At 67.9% G+C, this 16,078-nt stretch carries 16 protein-coding genes; 7 read left to right on the forward strand and 9 right to left on the reverse strand.

The window, feature by feature from the left end; genetic code table 11:
- Position 1 precedes the first annotated feature (1 nt).
- On the forward strand, positions 2–1,273 hold the full coding sequence (locus FFS09_RS06760; RefSeq protein ID WP_137918103.1) for a TRAP transporter large permease: 1,272 nt from the start codon (positions 2–4) through the stop codon (positions 1,271–1,273).
- Between the two features lie 5 nt (positions 1,274–1,278).
- On the opposite strand, the gene FFS09_RS06765 is transcribed toward FFS09_RS06760, so the two are convergent.
- Both FFS09_RS06765 and FFS09_RS06770 read right to left on the reverse strand, forming a co-directional pair.
- Positions 1,279–2,628, reverse strand: a complete 1,350-nt coding sequence (locus FFS09_RS06765) for an esterase-like activity of phytase family protein (protein ID WP_137918104.1) — start codon at positions 2,626–2,628, stop codon at positions 1,279–1,281.
- 108 nt (positions 2,629–2,736) lie between these two features.
- The gene (locus tag FFS09_RS06770) at positions 2,737–3,549 is read right to left on the reverse strand and encodes an IclR family transcriptional regulator (protein ID WP_137918105.1); all 813 of its coding nucleotides are present in this window, start codon (positions 3,547–3,549) and stop codon (positions 2,737–2,739) included.
- Between the two features lie 81 nt (positions 3,550–3,630).
- On the opposite strand from FFS09_RS06770, the gene FFS09_RS06775 reads away from it, so the two are divergent.
- From FFS09_RS06775 to FFS09_RS06800, 6 genes are read left to right on the forward strand one after another with little or no spacing between them, the layout of a single operon-like run.
- Positions 3,631–4,431, forward strand: coding sequence for an enoyl-CoA hydratase/isomerase family protein (locus FFS09_RS06775; RefSeq protein ID WP_137918106.1), 801 nt, complete (start codon positions 3,631–3,633; stop codon positions 4,429–4,431).
- On the forward strand, positions 4,428–6,053 hold the full coding sequence (locus FFS09_RS06780; protein ID WP_137918107.1) for an acyl-CoA mutase large subunit family protein: 1,626 nt from the start codon (positions 4,428–4,430) through the stop codon (positions 6,051–6,053). The genes FFS09_RS06775 and FFS09_RS06780 overlap by 4 nt, the downstream gene beginning before the upstream one ends.
- Positions 6,050–6,469 carry a cobalamin B12-binding domain-containing protein gene (locus FFS09_RS06785; protein ID WP_137918108.1) on the forward strand — a complete coding sequence of 140 codons (420 nt, stop codon included), beginning with the start codon at positions 6,050–6,052 and terminating at the stop codon, positions 6,467–6,469. Before FFS09_RS06780 ends, FFS09_RS06785 begins: the two co-directional genes overlap by 4 nt.
- Positions 6,466–7,671: a CaiB/BaiF CoA transferase family protein gene (locus FFS09_RS06790; protein WP_137918109.1), complete on the forward strand. Its 1,206-nt coding sequence runs from the start codon at positions 6,466–6,468 to the stop codon at positions 7,669–7,671. Before FFS09_RS06785 ends, FFS09_RS06790 begins: the two co-directional genes overlap by 4 nt.
- Complete coding sequence (gene meaB, locus FFS09_RS06795; RefSeq protein WP_137918110.1) at positions 7,668–8,591, forward strand: methylmalonyl Co-A mutase-associated GTPase MeaB; 924 nt, start codon at positions 7,668–7,670, stop codon at positions 8,589–8,591. Before FFS09_RS06790 ends, meaB begins: the two co-directional genes overlap by 4 nt.
- Positions 8,588–9,550: a tripartite tricarboxylate transporter substrate binding protein gene (locus FFS09_RS06800; protein ID WP_137918111.1), complete on the forward strand. Its 963-nt coding sequence runs from the start codon at positions 8,588–8,590 to the stop codon at positions 9,548–9,550. The genes meaB and FFS09_RS06800 overlap by 4 nt, the downstream gene beginning before the upstream one ends.
- Here the strand turns inward: FFS09_RS06800 and FFS09_RS06805 are convergent.
- From FFS09_RS06805 to FFS09_RS06835, 7 genes are all read right to left on the reverse strand, one after another.
- Positions 9,527–10,534 carry a ketopantoate reductase family protein gene (locus FFS09_RS06805; RefSeq protein WP_171019896.1) on the reverse strand — a complete coding sequence of 336 codons (1,008 nt, stop codon included), beginning with the start codon at positions 10,532–10,534 and terminating at the stop codon, positions 9,527–9,529. The two genes, FFS09_RS06800 and FFS09_RS06805, sit on opposite strands and share 24 nt — an antisense overlap.
- Positions 10,531–11,241 (reverse strand): RraA family protein, encoded by a 711-nt coding sequence (locus FFS09_RS06810; protein WP_137918113.1) that lies wholly within the window; start codon positions 11,239–11,241, stop codon positions 10,531–10,533. Before FFS09_RS06810 ends, FFS09_RS06805 begins: the two co-directional genes overlap by 4 nt.
- Before the next feature lie 15 nt (positions 11,242–11,256).
- Positions 11,257–12,135 (reverse strand): TauD/TfdA dioxygenase family protein, encoded by an 879-nt coding sequence (locus FFS09_RS06815; RefSeq protein ID WP_212745062.1) that lies wholly within the window; start codon positions 12,133–12,135, stop codon positions 11,257–11,259.
- 32 nt (positions 12,136–12,167) lie between these two features.
- Positions 12,168–13,145 carry a Bug family tripartite tricarboxylate transporter substrate binding protein gene (locus FFS09_RS06820; protein WP_137918115.1) on the reverse strand — a complete coding sequence of 326 codons (978 nt, stop codon included), beginning with the start codon at positions 13,143–13,145 and terminating at the stop codon, positions 12,168–12,170.
- A 132-nt stretch (positions 13,146–13,277) separates the two neighbouring features.
- On the reverse strand, positions 13,278–14,207 hold the full coding sequence (locus tag FFS09_RS06825) for an SMP-30/gluconolactonase/LRE family protein (RefSeq protein WP_137918116.1): 930 nt from the start codon (positions 14,205–14,207) through the stop codon (positions 13,278–13,280).
- Positions 14,208–14,218: 11 nt separating this feature from the next.
- A complete protein-coding gene (locus tag FFS09_RS06830) occupies positions 14,219–15,520 on the reverse strand; it encodes a TRAP transporter large permease (protein ID WP_137918117.1) in 1,302 nt (433 codons plus the stop codon).
- On the reverse strand, positions 15,513–16,052 hold the full coding sequence (locus tag FFS09_RS06835) for a TRAP transporter small permease (RefSeq protein ID WP_171019897.1): 540 nt from the start codon (positions 16,050–16,052) through the stop codon (positions 15,513–15,515). The genes FFS09_RS06830 and FFS09_RS06835 overlap by 8 nt, the downstream gene beginning before the upstream one ends.
- Positions 16,053–16,078: the final 26 nt, after the last annotated feature.

Consider the following 16,078-nt stretch of genomic DNA (forward strand, 5'->3'; position numbering starts at 1 on the left):
CATGTCCCTGACCACCTGGATCCTCACCGCCGGTTTTGCCGGCCTGGCCGTGCTCGGCATGCCGTTCGCGTTTGCCATCGGACTCTGCGTCATTGCCGTGGTGCTCAGCGTGGGCATCGAGCCCATGCTGTTCCCGCAGACCGTGGTCGCGGGCACGCAGAGTTTTGCCTTGCTGGCCATTCCCTTCTTCATGCTGGCGGGCGAACTCATGAGCGCGGGCGGCCTGTCACAGCGCCTGGTGCGCGTGGCCGAGGTCTTCGTGCGCCACCTGCCCGGCGGCATGGACCTGGCCGTGGTGCTCGCGGCGCTGGTCTTCGCGGCGGTGAGCGGCTCAGCGCCGGCCACCACCGCGGCCATCGGCGCCATCATGATCCCGGCCATGGTGGCGCGTGGCTACGACAAGGCCTATGCCACCGCGCTGGTGGTGAGCGCGGGCGTGCTCGCACCGCTCATTCCCCCCTCGATCGCCTTCGTGATCTGGGGCGTGATCGCCGAGCAGTCCATCTCCAGACTGTTTCTCTCGGGCGTGTTGCCGGGCCTGCTGATGGCCCTGGGCATGGCCGTCATTGCGGTCACGCGCGCGTTGCGCTCGCCGATGCCGCGCGAGAAACGCGCTTCGCTGCGCGAGATCGCCACCGCCTTGCGCGAAGGCGTCTGGGCCTTGCTCGCGCCGGTGGTGGTGCTGGGTGGCATCTACGGCGGCGCCTTCACACCCACCGAGGCCGCCGTGGTGGCCTGCGTCTACGCGCTGTTCATCGGCCTGGTGGTGGAACGGCGGCTCACACTGGCGCAACTGCCCGGCATCATCGCGAAGGCCATGGCCATCAGCGCCATCGTGATGGCCATCGTCGCCGTCTCCAGTGGCTTCAGCTTCCTGATCGCGCAGGAGCAACTGGCGGGCAAGCTCGCGGCCTGGCTCGCCACGCACTTCCACGAGAAGTGGACCATGCTGCTGGCGCTCAACATCGGCTTCTTCCTGCTCGCGGCGGTGATGGACGAGGTGGCCATCATGGTCATCCTCGGCCCCATGTTGATCGGCATCGCGAACCAGTTCGGTGTCGATCCGATCCACTTCGGCGCCATGATCGTGACCAACGTGGCCATCGGCATGGCGGCGCCACCGATCGGCTACTGCCTCTTCGTGGGCATGGCCGTCAGCGGCCTGAAGCTGTGGCCCGTGGCGCGGGCGATCCTGCCGTTCGTGGCCATGATGCTGGTGGTGCTGGGGCTCGTGACCTACCTGCCCGCCTTCGCGCTCCTGCTGGTGCCCTAGCGCGCTCAGCGCGCCGACAGGAAATCGCCCACGTCCAGCAACACCAGCTCGTTGTCGTCGGCCTTGTTGGGCTCGCGGCTGCTGGAGAACGGCAGGTTGTTGTCGTTGCCGACCACGATGTGCCGCGCGTCGACCATGTCGACGTTCTCGATCGTGAAGAAGGGGAAGGTCAGCACGCCGTTGTTCAGCGGCTTGCGTGCAAGCTTGTTCGGGTCGGCGATGCTCATCAGGTCGATGTAGCCGATCTTGCGCACGGGGCCACCCACGTTGGCCTCGCTCAGCTCGACCTTGTAGACACGTTTGAACTTCGCCAGGTCGTGGAAGCAGTCGGCGCGTTTCGTGGCCTCCGGGCAGGCCTTGTCGGCCGTGCCTTCGCCGTTGTCGCGCTCGATGATCAGGCCCTCGGTCGGGCTGATCATGTTGAAGTCGCCGATGGCGTGGTGGTTGGCTTCGAGCACGTACTTCCAGTGGCGGCCGGTCCATTTTTCCGTGGCCACATCGAACTCCAGTACGCGCAGGTATTGCTTGCCGTCGATGGCTTCGGCGGCCTTGGCCGCTTCGTCGTGCAGCGCGCCTTCGAGCAAGGGGTAGAGCTTGCTGCCGTCCTTCGACGCGGCCATGCCCTCGTAGCCCTTGGAGCGGCGAACCTGGAACTTCACGTCACCGCCCGGTGCGCCGGGCGTGGTGACGGCGGGGTGGTCGGGCGAGCGCACGGCCTTGCCGTCCACCTGCGTCTCGAACACGGCCTGCACCTTGCCGTTCATGTCGGCCTTGATGAGGTAGGGGCCGAATTCTTCGCCGAACCAGATCGAGCCGCCGGCGAACTGGAAGCTTTCCAGGTCGAAGTCGGAACCGGTCAGGTAGCGCTGCTTCGTGCCTTCGTGCACGACGCGGAACGGCACCTTCTTGTCGGGGTCGTGCAGGAACACGGTCTTCAGGCGCGTGAACTGGCCGCTCTTGAAGTCGACCTTGTAGTGGTTGAGGTAGAGCGCGAAGTCGGGCGAGTTGGCCTTGGCGCCTGCGCCGTTGTCGGTGAGGATCCAGAACGTGCCGTCGGGCATTTTCTTGATGCCCGAGTGGCCCTGGATGGGTTGGCCCTGGAAGGGCAGCGACACGCCGGTGGGGCGGCCACCCGAGAGGCCTTCGACACTGCCGGTCTTCTCGACCAGCTTGCCGGTCGTGAACTTGCCGCTGACCCGCAGGTCGGCCGGCGCGTGCTTGGGCGCGGGGATGACGGTCTGGGCGGGCAGCAGGGCGTGACCGGCGAGGGTGGCAGGGTAGGCGGTCTGGGCCTGGGCGGCGAAGCCGAGGCTGGCGGCGGTCAGGGCGAGCAAGGTGGAGATGTGCAGCTTCATGAGGGGGTGCTTTCGTCGGATTCGATGGACGTGCGCCCAGCTTGCCGGCCCGCGTTGACAGCGGCGCGACACTTTGATGACGAAGCGTTGACGGCCCGGCCGCCGCGGCTACCGCGTCGATTGCCGGATGATGAAGCTGCAGGTCGCCAGCAGGAGCTGGGCGCATTCCAGCAGGTTGTGCTCCATGCGGTGGCGCGGCCCGGCGATGGCGATGGCCAGGGTTTCGCTGTGCACGTTCAGGAACGCCGACACCGCCCACACATCGGCCACGTTTTCGCCCCGGCTCACGAAGTAGCCACGCTTGCGGCTGGCGGCGATGTCATCACCCAGGCTCTCCGGGCTGATCAGCGTGGCGCCCGTGATCGCGGGCAGGTGCCGGTGCGCGATCTGCGCGCGCATTTCCGGCTCCTTCAGGCTGCCCAGCAAGGCCTTGCCGATGGCGCTGGAGTGCAGGGGCTTGAACTCGCCCGGCCGGGCGGAGTAGCGGATGGAGTGCGTGCTCTCCACCACCTGCAGGTAGATCACCGCATCGCCCTGGCGCTTGCCCAGGATCACGGTTTCGCGCGACGTGTCCCGAAGGCGTTCGAGCAGCGGCACCACGCGTTCCATGAACGGGTCGCTGTCCTGGATCTCGCTGGCGATGTCGAAAAGCCGGCGCGTGGGGTACAGCGCGCGCGGGCGGCTCAGCGAATAGAGGTACCCGCGCGCCGTGAGCGTGCCCACGATGGCGTGGCAACTGCTCTTGGGAATGCCCGTCGCCTCGGCCAGGTCGGTGAGCGACAGCGGTTTTCGCATCTTCTGGAACATCTCGAAGACGTCCAGCACACGCTCGACGGCCGTCACGGCGAGACCACCGGCTTTGGCGGTGGGGGTTGCCGTTTGTTCAGCATCCTGAACGATGGGGTCGAATTCCGGACTCATAGGGTGTTTTAGACCTGGTTTGTTCGATATCTCGAATAAGCGTTCTTCCCGCTGGACGAAAGCCAATCTAGCATGAAAGCCATGCAGACCACAACACAACCCATTGCAACGAGCGGACCCATCCGCATCTCGGCGCGCGCCCCGGGGGCCACCTGGCTCACCGTCGACCGTGCCGACAAACACAACGCCCTCGCGCGCCCGGTGCTCGCGGCCCTGGCCGACGCGGTGCGCGAGGCCGGCGCCCGAGCCGGCGCGCGCTACATCGTGATCAGCGGCGCGGGCGACAAATATTTCGCCGCCGGTGGCGACCTGCGCGATCTCGCGAACGTGCGCGACGAGGCCGCGGTGCAGGCCATGATGGAAGAAGCCGGCGGCGCGCTCGACGCGATCCGGCACTGCCCGGTGCCGGTGCTGGCCTACCTCAACGGCGACGCCATCGGCGGCGGCGCGGAACTCGCGCTGGCCTGCGACATGCGGCTGCAGGCCGCACACGCCCGCATCGGCTACATCCAGGCTCGCCTGGCCATCACCTCGGCCTGGGGTGGCGGGCCCGACCTGTTCCGTCTGCTCGGCCCGGCGCGCGCGATGCGCATGATGGCCCGCGCCGAACTGGTCGACGCACCCACCGCATTGCATTGGGGACTCGCCGATGCGGTGATCAGTGACGGTCCGCAGGGCAGCGACGTTACCCACTTCCTCAAACCCCTGGACGCCTGCGCGCCACAGGTGCTGCGCGGCATCAAGGCCCAGGCCATCGCGGCGCGCCAGGGCCTGGCCTGGCCCGCGCACCGCCGCGTGGAGCAGGACCACCTCGCACGGACCTGGTTGCACGACGACCACTGGGCCGCCTCCGACAAACTGCTCAACAAGGCCACCGCATGAACAGCCGAGATCCCATTGCATCGGCCTTGCCCGCCGAGCCCGAGCTGGGCCCCATCAGCCGCACCGGCATTCCCGTGCCCACCATGGTCGATGCCTCGGCCGTGAACCAGGAGAACATCGGCAAGCCGGGCGAATACCCGTTCACGCGCGGCATTTTCCCCGACGGCTACCAGGGCAGGCTCTGGACCATCCGCCAGTACTCCGGCTTCGGCACCGCCGAGGAAAGCAACGAACGCTACAAGTTCCTGCTGGAAAAAGGCCAGACCGGTCTGTCGGTCGCGCTCGACCTGCCCACGCAGTGCGGCTACGACCCGACCCACCCGATGGCGCGGCCGGAGATCGGCAAGGTCGGCGTGTCGCTGTCCAATCTGAGCGAAGCCGAGATCCTGTTCAAGGACCTGGACCTGTCGAAGATCTCGACCTCGTTCACCATCAACGGCACGGCCGCGATCATCTATGCGATGTACCTCGCCGTCGCCGACAAGCAGGGTGTGCCGCGCCACAAGCTCACGGGCACGATCCAGAACGACATCCTGAAGGAGTACGTGGCGCGGGGCACCTGGATCTTCCCGGTGCGGCCCTCGATGCGCCTGATCGCCGACTCCATCCTGTACTCGAACGACGTCACGCCGCGCTTCAACCCGATCAGCATCGCGGGCGCGCACGTGCGCGATGCCGGCGCCACTGCCGCCGAAGAGATGGCCTACACACTGGCCAATGGCCTGGCCTATGTCGACGAGCTGAGCCGGCGCGGTGGCGACGTGGAGAAGTTTGCCAAGCGCCTGTCGTTCTTCTTCTACGTGCACATGGACTTCTTCGACGAGATCGCGAAGTTCCGTGCCGGGCGCCGGCTCTGGGCGCGCTTCATGAAAGAGCGTTACGGCGTGCAGGACCCCAAGGCCCAACACTTTCGCTTCGGCGTGGTGTGCGGCGGCAGCTCGCTGGTGGCGCCGCAGCCCTACAACAACGCGGTGCGCGTGGCGGTGGAAACCATGGCCGCGGTGTTCGGTGGCGCGCAATCCATCTTCACCTGCGCCTTCGATGAAGCGTTCCAGATCCCGACCGAGTTTTCGGCCGAGCTCGCGGTGCGCACGCAGCAGATGATTGCTTTCGAAAGCGGCATCGCGCGCACGGTGGACCCACTGGGCGGCAGCTACTTCCTCGAGCAGCACACCGACCGCATGGAGGAAATGATCCTCAAGGTCATGGGCGAGATCGACGCCTACGGCGGCGTGGTGCCCGCCATCGAGGACGGCTGGCTCCAGCTTCGCCTGGCCGAACGCGGCCTCGAACGCAAGCTCGACACCGACGCCGGCCGCCACGCCGTGATCGGCCAGAACTACTTCAGCAAACCCGGCGAAAAGATCGAGGTCGGCGACGTCTTCAAGCTCGATCCCACGATCGCGCAGCGCGCGCTTGAAAAGTACCAGCGCGTGAAGGACACCCGCAACCAGGCCGCGGTGGACGCCTCGCTGACCCAGCTGTCGGCCGCGGCCGCGCAGGACCGCGAGAACGTCATGCCCTGGCTGGTGGAGTGCTGCCACGCTTACGCCACCGTCGAAGAGATGGTGGATTGCCTCAAAAAGGAATGGGGCGAATTCAAGGAACCGGTGAACCTATGAGCGAAGCAGTCAAAACCGCGCGGCCCCTGTCCGGCAAACGCATCCTGGTGGGCAAGCCCGGCCTCGATGGGCACGACATCGGCGCCAAGATCGTCGCGCTCACGCTGCGCGACGCAGGCGCCGAGGTGATCTACACCGGACTGCGCCGCAGCCCCGGCCAGATCGCCCAGGTGGCCGTGGACGAAGGCGTGCACGCGGTGGGCCTGAGCATCCTCTCGGGCAGCCACAAGGAACTGGTGGCCGACGTGATCGCCGAGCTCCACAGCCGCAAGGCCACGGACGTGAAGGTCTTCGTGGGCGGCACCATTCCGGGTGACGACCATGCCGAGCTGCACGCGCTGGGTGTGGCCGCGATCTTCACCGCCGACATGCCGCTGGACACCGTGGTGGCACGCCTCGCGGAGCAGCTCGCATGAGCGTCGCGCCGGGTCGCCCCAAGCAAGCTCGCACCGCAGGCGAAGCCGAAGGTACACCAGTGACCACAGGCACCTCGCGCGGCCCGCTGGCGGGCCTGCGGATCATCGAGGTCGGCCACATGCTCGCAGGCCCCTATTGCGGCCTGCTGCTGGCCGACATGGGTGCCGAGGTCATCAAGGTCGAACCGCCCGAGGGCGACATCGCGCGCCGCGTCAGCCCGCACTTCATCGGCCCGCACAACGCCTACTTCGCGAGCCTGAACCGCAGCAAGAAAAGCGTGGTGCTCGACCTCGCGTCCGACGCCGGGCGCGAGGCGCTGCACACCCTGGCGCGCGATGCGCACGCGCTCGTGACCAACCTGCGCCCCTCGGCCATCCGCAAGCTCGGCCTCACGTACGCGGCACTCGGCGCGGTCAACCCCAAACTGGTGTGCGTGGCGCTGACCGGCTACGGCCTGGACGGCCCCTACGCCGAGAGCCCGGCCTACGACTACGTGATCCAGGCGCTCACCGGCGTGATGGCCCTCACCGGCGACCCGAGCGCGCCACCCACCAAGGCCGGCTACTCCGCGGTCGACAACTCCGCCGGCATGGTGGCGGCCATGGGCCTGCTGGCCAAGATCATCGAAGGACAAGGCGGGCAGGTCGATGTCGCCATGTACGACGTGATGCTCTCGCAGCTCAACTACCTCGCCGGCGCGGCCCTCAACACGGGCGAGATCGTGGAGCGCCTGGCCAACTCCTCGCACCCCTACATGGTGCCGGCGCAGATCTTTCCCACCGCCGACGGCTGGCTCACGCTCTTCATCACACACGACAAGTTCTGGCGCAAGTTCTGCGGCGAGGTGAACCAACCCGCGTGGGTGGACGACCCGCTGTTCGCCACCATGGAAGCGCGGCGCGCCCACCGCGCGCCGGTGCTCGCGGCCATCGGCGCCGTGCTGCGGACGGCGGACGCCGCGGAGTGGGTTCGCCGCCTCGCGCCGCTGGGCATCGTGGTGTCCGAGGTCGGCACGCTGGCCGCGGCGCTGGACGCCGATCTCACGCGCTCGCGCGGTCTCGTGGTGCCGCTGGGCGATGGTGATGTGCCGCTGCGCGCCATCGCGAGTCCGCTGAAATTCGAGGGCTACACGCCGAGTTACGGTCTGCCGCCGCTGCTCGACCAGCACCACGAGGCCGTGTTCGGAAAGGCCTTGGCGTGAGCGAGCGCGAGACCCTGGACCGCCACGCCCTGGGCCGCGCCCTCACTGCGCTGGCCAACGCCAGCGCGAACGACATGCTGGCGCGGGCCGACAGCAGCGCGCCCGCCGAGCGCGCGCGCCGCATCGGCCTCACCGGCGCACCGGGCGCGGGCAAGAGCACGCTGGCGGGTCATCTGGCCTTGCACCGCGCGCGCGGTCAGCGCATGGGCGTGCTCGCGGTCGACCCGAGCAGCCCGAAGTCCGGCGGCGCGATTCTGGGCGATCGCATCCGCATGGACGATCTCGCGGGCAGTCCCGATCTCTACATCCGCTCGATCGGCTCGCGCTCCACGTCCGATGGCCTGTCGGACAACCTGCCCGAGATGCTGGACCTGATGGACGCGCACGGTTTCGACGAGGTGCTGCTCGAAACCGTGGGCGTGGGCCAGGCCGAATACGCGGCACGCGCGCAGGTGGACACGCTGCTGCTGGTGCTGCTGCCCGAAAGCGGCGACGTGGTGCAGGCCATGAAGGCCGGCATCATGGAAATGGCCGACATCTTCGTGGTCAACAAATGCGACCTGGCGGGCGCGCAGAAGATGGCCACCGACATCCAGCGCATCGCGGCCGTGTCGCGGCGCGAGCCGGATGCCTGGCAACCCAGGGTGCTGCTCGCGTCCAGCGGCAAGCCCGAGACCATCGAGGCGCTGTCGCAGGCCATCGACGCGCACCAGGCCTGGCTCGCGGCCTCGCCGCGCCGCGCCCAGCTGCAGCTGGAGCGCGCGCGCTACCGCTTGCGCCGCGTCGTCGAGCGGCTCGTGGCCCGCGCCATCACGGCGCTGGACGTCCCGATTTTTGACACCTCGATGCCCCAACAGCTGGCGCATGTGATCGAGGCCCTTCAGCGCAGCGCCGGCGATACAACGGAGACAACACCATGAACCCGATTTTGTTGAAGTTCGCTGCCACCGCCGCGCTGGGCCTGGCCCTGGCCGGCGCGGCGCGGGCCTTTCCGACCCAGCCCGTGAAAATCATCGTGCCGCAGACGCCCGGTGGTGCCTCGGACACGCTGGCGCGTGTCATCGCGCAGAAGCTGGCGGAGAAGTGGGGCCAGCCCGTGGTGGTGGAAAACCGCGCGGGTGCGGGCGGCAACATCGGCATGGAAGGTGTGGCGCGCGCCGCGCCCGACGGGCATACGCTGCTGATGAGCTACTCGGGCACGCACGCCATCAACGGCGCGCTCTACAAGAAGCTGCCATTCGATCCGGTCAAGGACTTCGAGCCGGTGGCCACGCTGGCCACCTTGCCCTTCGTGATCGTGGCCCGCAGCGGCGCGAAGCACGGCAGCGTGGCCGACGTGATCGCCGCGGCCCGCAGCGGCCCGCTCACCTACGGCTCGGCGGGCAACGGCTCGGTCAACCACCTGCTGGGCGTGATGTTCGGCCAGGCGGCGGGCATCAAGCTCACGCACGTGCCTTACCGGGGCGCGGCGCCCGCGATGCAGGACCTGCTGGCGGGCCAGATCGATCTGGTGTTCACCAGCCTGCCCTCGGTGTCGGGCGCCATCAAGCAGGGCAGCTTGCGGCCGATCGCACTCACCAGCCGCCAGCGCGCCGCCGCGTTCGGCAACATTCCGACCATCGCCGAGGCCGGCTTCAAGGACTTCGACGTCAATCCCTGGTTCGGCCTGTTCGCCCCCGCGGGCACCCCGCTCTCGGTGATCCGCAAGATCAACGCGGACGTGAACGAATTGCTGAAGTCGCCCGATGTGATGGAGAAATTCACCGGTCAGGGCGCCGTGCCCTTTGCCACAGATCCGCAGCAGTTCGGCTCCATCCTGCGCGACGACATCACCAAGTGGGCCGAGGTGGTCAAGTCATCCGGCGCGAGCCTGGACTGAAGCCTCCAGTCCGCGCAGCAAGCTCAGAAGCACGTCGATGCGGGGAACGGCCACGCTGGCGTCACGGGCAAACCTTTGCACCTGACCCAGAATGGCCTCGCTCTCGGTGCGCGCGCCCGCCAGAACGTCCTGCAACATCGAAGGCAGCATGGGTTGCGTGGCCTGGCCACCCATGGCACCGCCGCGCAGCGGCGCTTCGCGTGCCTCGGCCGCGTGGTCCGCGATGTCATGGCCCTGCGCGGCCGCGATCGCCACGATCTCGTCGATCACACCGTGGCACAAGGCCACCAGCCCGGGCTGTTCGGCCAGTCTTCCGATGGGCAGGCGCGTGAGGGCGCACACGCTGTTGAGCGGCGCGTTGCGCAGCAACTTGGTCCAGATCTCGCGGCGCACATCGCCAGGGGTCTCGGCGTGGAGGCCCGCGCGCTGGGCGAGTGCATGGACCGCGTGCAGCCGCGCCGAGGCCCGGCCATCGGGCTCGCCAAAGATCCAGCGGTTGTTGGCCACATGCTCGATCACGCCCGGACCCACGCGCCGGTTGGCCGAATAGACGACGCAACCCAGGGCGCGCTCGGGCCGCACCTGCTTCCACAGCGCGCCATCCGGGTCCAGCAACGGCAGTGGCGTGGCGCCCGTGCTCGCGCCACGGAAAGTCCACCACCAGGGAATGCCGTTGGTCACAAAGACCGCCGTGCCACCCGGGGCCATCAGGTGCGCGATGTCGGCCGCGGCGGCGGGCAGTGCGTGCGCCTTGAGCGCAACGAAGACCAGATCCTGCGGTTGCAGCTTCTGCGCAGAGGCCACCACCTGAACGGGGAAGGCGCACTTGCGCACACCACCCTCCACCAGCGTGAGACCGTGCTGAGCGATGGCGCTGCCATGCGCGCCGCGCGCCACGATGGAAAGACAGTCCAGGCCCGAGGCCAGCAGTTTCGACGCGAGGTATCCGCCCACAGCGCCCGCGCCGAAGACGCAGACCTTCACGCCGGGTCGTCGAAGGCGGCGTCGACTTCCACCACGCCAAGACGGGCGTAGGCCGCCGCTGCTCCGCTCAGGTCCCACACCGTTGCGCCTTTGCGAATCGCGTCGGCGGCCTCGCTTTCCTTGCGCATCTTGACCTGTGCGGCGGCGACCACCGCGGCGGCTTCGTCGCGCGGCAGCACCAGCACGCCGTCGCCGTCGGCCACCACCAGATCACCGGGGCGCACGAGCACGTCGCCACAGCTGATCGGCACGTTCACACCGCCACCCTTGCCCTTGTCTGCGTGCACCGGCCAGATCTGCGTGGCCCACACGGCCATGCCCATGCCGATCACGTTGTCGACGTCGCGCACGCAACCCTGGACCACCACGCCGGCCAGACCGATCTCACGCGCATAGGTGGTGGCCACATCGCCCCACTGTGCGGCCGAGGTCTCGCCCAGACAGGTCACGACCAGCACGTCACCCGGCTGCGCCAGGCGCAAGGCGCGGTGCATCATGAGGTTGTCGCCCGGTTGCGTGAGCGCGGTGATGGCCGGGCCCGCGATGCGCGCGCCTGGCGTCACGCGCCGCATGCGCGGCGACATGAGTCCGCTGAAGCCCAGGTGGGCGGTGCTTTCGTGGAGGTCGGCCACGGTCACGTCCTGCGCTTGCGCGCAGACGCTGGCGGCCACGCGGTTGACGCGCAGGAAAACGGACGGTTGGTTCACTGGGGGCTTTCTCGTTCAGGCTTGCGGCACGCAGTACTCGGCGTCCGAGAGACGGAAGGTGGTGCGCTTCATCAGGCGCGGCTGGTCGATGCGCATCACGTCGCGGCGGTGCATGGTGCAGCCGTTGTCCCACATCATCATGTCGCCGTTCTGCACCTTGTGGCGGTACACGTGGGCCGGGTCGCCGCCGGCCGCGAACAGCAAGGGCAGTACGCGCGCGTTCTGTTCGTCGCTCAGGCCTTCGATGCCGATGAGCGTGGTCGGGTCGGCGTAGAGCGCCTTGCGGCCGGTGGTCGGGTGCGTGAGCACCACCGGGTGTTTCGCGTCGGGCAGGCTCAGCATGGCGTTGGCCTTGGCCTTGTCCTGCAGTTCCAGCGCGTTGAGCATGGCGTAGCGCTTGGCGTAGCGGTAGGTGCCGGTGCGGCCGTCGATGAGCTGCTGCACGTCGGCGGGCAGCTGATTCCAGGCCGCGTACTGGTTGGCCCAGTAGATGTCGCCGCCGTCGCGCGGCACCTCGGTGCCGTAGAGGATGGCGCCGGTGGCCGGGCGCACCTGGAAGGTCTGGTCGGAGTGCCAGTCCACGTCCTCGCCGCCCGCGAAGCCGCCCACGAAGCGGCCGTCCGAGTACTTGAGGGTGCTGAAGTAGATGATCTGCTCGTGGTACGGCGACTGGATGTCCTTGCGGCCCGAGGTCTCGCAGTGGCCGAAGCGTTGGGTGAAGCGCACCAGCTCGGGTTCGTCGAGCGACTGGCGGCGGAAGACCATCACCGGCGACTTGCGCCAGATGGCCTTGAGTTCGTCGATCGCCGCTTCGTTGTCGACGATGTCCATGATGGACGTGTGCACCTGGACGGCGAAATCGGAATGCAGGGATGAGGTCTGGATCTTGGGCATGGCGGTGTCTTGTGGGCTCGTTCGCGGTTCGGTCATTCGGGTTTCATCTGCGCGGCCTGGATCAGCTGCGCGTAGTTGCGCCGCTCGGCCTGCAGCCAGGCCACGAGCTCGGTCGTGGTCTTGGGGGGTGCGCGCTCGAAGCCCAGGTCGGCCAGGGCCTTGTGGGTTTCCGGCAGATCGAGGATCTTTTTCATCTCGCCGGCCAGGCGAGTCCGGATCTCGGTGGGCACGCCCTTGGGCACCATGAGCGCGTTCCACGCGGCGATGGTGAAGTTGGGCAGGCCTTGCTCGCTGGCGGTCTTCACCCCGGGCATGGAGGCCAGCGGAGCGGTGGTGGTCACCGCGAGCGGCTTGATCTTGCCGAGTTGGGTGCGCGTGGCGGCCACGGTGTCGATCAGGATGGGCACGTGTCCACCGAGCGCGGCGGTCATGGCATCGGCCGAGCCTTTGAACTTCACGGCGAAGAGCGGCACGTTGTGCTGCTTGAGCATCTCCAGCACCAGCTGGCCGGTCACGCTGGGGATGGCCACGTCGACCTTGTCGGGCTTGCTGCGCGCCAGCGCGATCAGTTCCGACAGCGAGTTCACCGGCACGTTGGGCCCTGCCGAAATCGCGAACGGGATCAAGGCGGTGAGCACGATGGGATCGAAGTCCTTGTCGGCGTCAAAGCCCGGATTGAGGAACAGCGCCGGGTTCATGGCGTGCGTGCCCGAGGCCCCCATCAGCAGGGTGTAGCCGTCGGGCGTGGCGCGTGCGGCCGCCACCGTGCCGATGTTGCCGGAGGCGCCCGGACGGTTTTCCACGAAGACGTTCTGGCCGAGCGCGTGCGTGAGCTTCTCGGCGAAGTAGCGGGTGGCGATGTCGGTGCTCTGGCCGGCCGGGTAGGCCACGATGATGCGCACCGGCTTGCTGGGCCAGTCGCCTTGCGCCAGCGCGGGCACGCTCAGGGCGGCCAGCGCGGTCACGGCGGTGAAGCCTTTCAGCAGGGTGCGTCGCATCAGGGATTGCATGGTGTTGTCTCCGGATCGTGTGTGGTGTGGCGTGTCGCTGGTGTCAAAGGTAGCGCGGGGCGCGGCGCTTGGGTGTGCGGCGGTCCTGCAGGGTTTCACATGTTGAACTTGTGCAGGACCGTCTGGTAGTGCTCAGGCGGCCGTGCCCGCGTGCGAGTGCATGGGCCGGCCGGCCACCGGCACGCGCGCGGTGAACACCGTGCCCGAGCGCGATTCCAGCATGTGCAGCGTGCGACCATCGGCCCCGCCGTAGGCGCAGTTGGTGGTGGTGAGGCCGCCGTTGGGCGCGTCGATGCGGTACAGCGGTTCGCCCTTGGGGCTGAAGATCCAGACCGCGCCGAAGCCCACGTGGCTCACCGCCAGCCCGCCTTCGGCGTCGAGCGCGATGCCGTCGGGCCCGCCACCGCCTGACATCTGAATGAACACGCCCACCTTGGTGGCCGTGCCATCCGCGGTGAGCGGCACGCGCCAGATCGCGTTGTCGCGCGTCACGGCCAGGTAGACCGCGCTCTCGTCGAGGTTCATCACCAGCCCGTTGGGGCTGGGAATGCCGGCGAGCACGACGTCCAGATCGCCATTGGCGCGCAAGCGGTACAGGCGGCCACTGGGGTCGTGCAGGCCGCTCATGCCCTGGTCGGTGAAGTAGAGATCGCCGTTGGACGCAAAGAACAGGTCGTTGAGTCCGCGGAAGCCTTCGAGCCGCGCGCGCTCCAGGTAGGGCTCGATCCGGCCGGTCTTCGGGTCCAGGACCATGAGGCCGCGCCGGAAGTCGGTGATGAAGGCGCGGCCATCGGGGTGGAACTTCAGGCCGTTGGGTTCGCCGTCGTACTGCGTGACCAGGTCCACATCGCCACGGGGGTCGATGCAGAAGATGCGGCCCCAGGGAATGTCGACCACCCACAGGTTGCCCTGCCGGTCGAACGACGGCCCTTCGAGGAACACCGGGGTCGGCGCGCCGTGCAGCTGGGTGTTGACCCAGTCGCTCTCGCGGTCGTGCACGAGGAAGCGCTCGGGGATGCGTGCGAAGACCTCGGCCTTGAGTTTTTCGGGGGGATGGAACATGGCGGTTTTCCTCAGCGCCCCGACACCTGGCTGGGCAGCCACAGCGCGAGGTCGGGCAGCACGATCAGCAGGCCTACCAGCAGGAACATGATCAGGTGGAAGGGAATGGTGCCCATCACCACGTCCGACAGATTGCCGCGCGCGATGCTCTGGATCACGAACAGGTTGATGCCGATCGGTGGCGTGATCTGCCCCATCTCGATGAAGACCACCACCACGATGCCGAACCACACCGGGTCGATGCCGTAGGGCGCCAACAGCGGGTAGAGCAGCGGCACGGTGATGACGATCATGCCCAGGCTCTCCACCAGCGCGCCGAGCGCCGTGAACAGGATGAAGAGCGCGAACAGGAATTCCATCTTGCTCAGGTTGAGCCCGACGATGAAGGCCGTGATGTCTTCGCCCACCCCCGCCACCGCCATGGCGTACGAAAAGATGAAGGCCGCGTAGGTGATGAACAGGATGTTGCTCGTCACCAGCGTGGAGCGCTTGAGGCAGTCCACGAATTCGCGCCACGACAGTTCGCCGAAAAGCTTGGCGATCACCACCGCGAAGATGCAACCCGCGGCCGCGGCTTCGGTGGGCGTGGCCACGCCGGTGTAGATCGCACCCATGATGCCCAGGATGAGCAGCATGAAGGGCACGATGTCCACCAACGCGCGCAGCACGGTCTCGCGCGTGAGCGCCTCGGTTTCGCGCGGTGCGATCTCGGGCCGGCGGATGGCCGCGACGGCCAGGTACACCATGAACATCAGCGTGAGCACGATGCCCGGGATCACACCTGCCATGAACAGCTTGGCCACCGAGGTTTCGGTGAAGGTGGCGTAGACGATCATGGCGATGGAGGGCGGGATCAGGATGCCCAGCGTGCCACCCGCGGCCAGCGAGCCGGTGGCCAGGCGCGCGTCGTAGCCCCGCGCCTTGAGCTCGGGCAGCGCCACCTTGCCGATCGAGGCGGCGGTGGCCACGCTGGAGCCACTGACCGCCGCGAACACGGCGCAGCCCGCGATGTTGGTCTGCAGCAGGCCACCCGGCACGCGCCGCACCAGCTTGGACAAGCCGCCATAGACCCGCAGACCCAGTCCACTGCCCTGCAGGATGTCGGCCATCAGCACGAACAGCGGAATGGCGGTCAGCGTGTAGCTGTCCATGCTGCCCCAGCTGGCCAGCCCCAGGCCGTGCAGCGCGCCCACGCCGCCTTGCAGCCACAGGTAGGCGATGCCCGGCAGCAGGATGGCGAAGGGCACCGACATGCCGGTGGCCAGCAGGCCGATGAAGAGCACGAAGATGCCGATGATCAGGTACTCATGCATGGCGGCACTCCTGGTGGGCGGCCTGCAGGCGGCGCCAGTCCCCGCGCACGGTGGCCAGCAACGCCCAGGCCAGCATCAGCATGCCCACGGGCATGACGAAGCGGGGCACCCACAGCGGTGTCATCAGCGAGGTGGCGGCCACGTCGCCGGAGTTCCAGGTGATCCATTCGAAACGCACGAACTCGGCCAGCAGCACCGCGGTGACCACGAGGGTCGCGAGGTCGAAGCCCAGGCGCAGCCGCGCCCGGCCCACGGGACCGAGGCGGTGTTCGACGAAATGCACCCGGTGGTAGGCGTGCTCGAGCTGGCCCGAGGCCAGCGAGAGAAAGGTGATGGCGACCAGCGCGTAACCCCCTACCTCGTTGCTGAACTGGATGGACCAGCCGAACAAGGTGCGCACCACCATCTCGGCGCCCATCATGAGCACCAGTCCCACCATGGCCCACTCGCTCAGGCGGCGGCCCAGGCGCGAGAACGCGTCTTCGGGCGGGCTGAACGCGTCACCGTCCTCCTGGTGGAGCTCGGTGTCCATGGGCAACCTCTCGGCAACATCGGCCA

Origin of the sequence: Hydrogenophaga sp. 2FB, from assembly GCF_005503365.1 — a bacterium.
Classification (GTDB): Bacteria; Pseudomonadota; Gammaproteobacteria; order Burkholderiales; family Burkholderiaceae_C; genus Hydrogenophaga.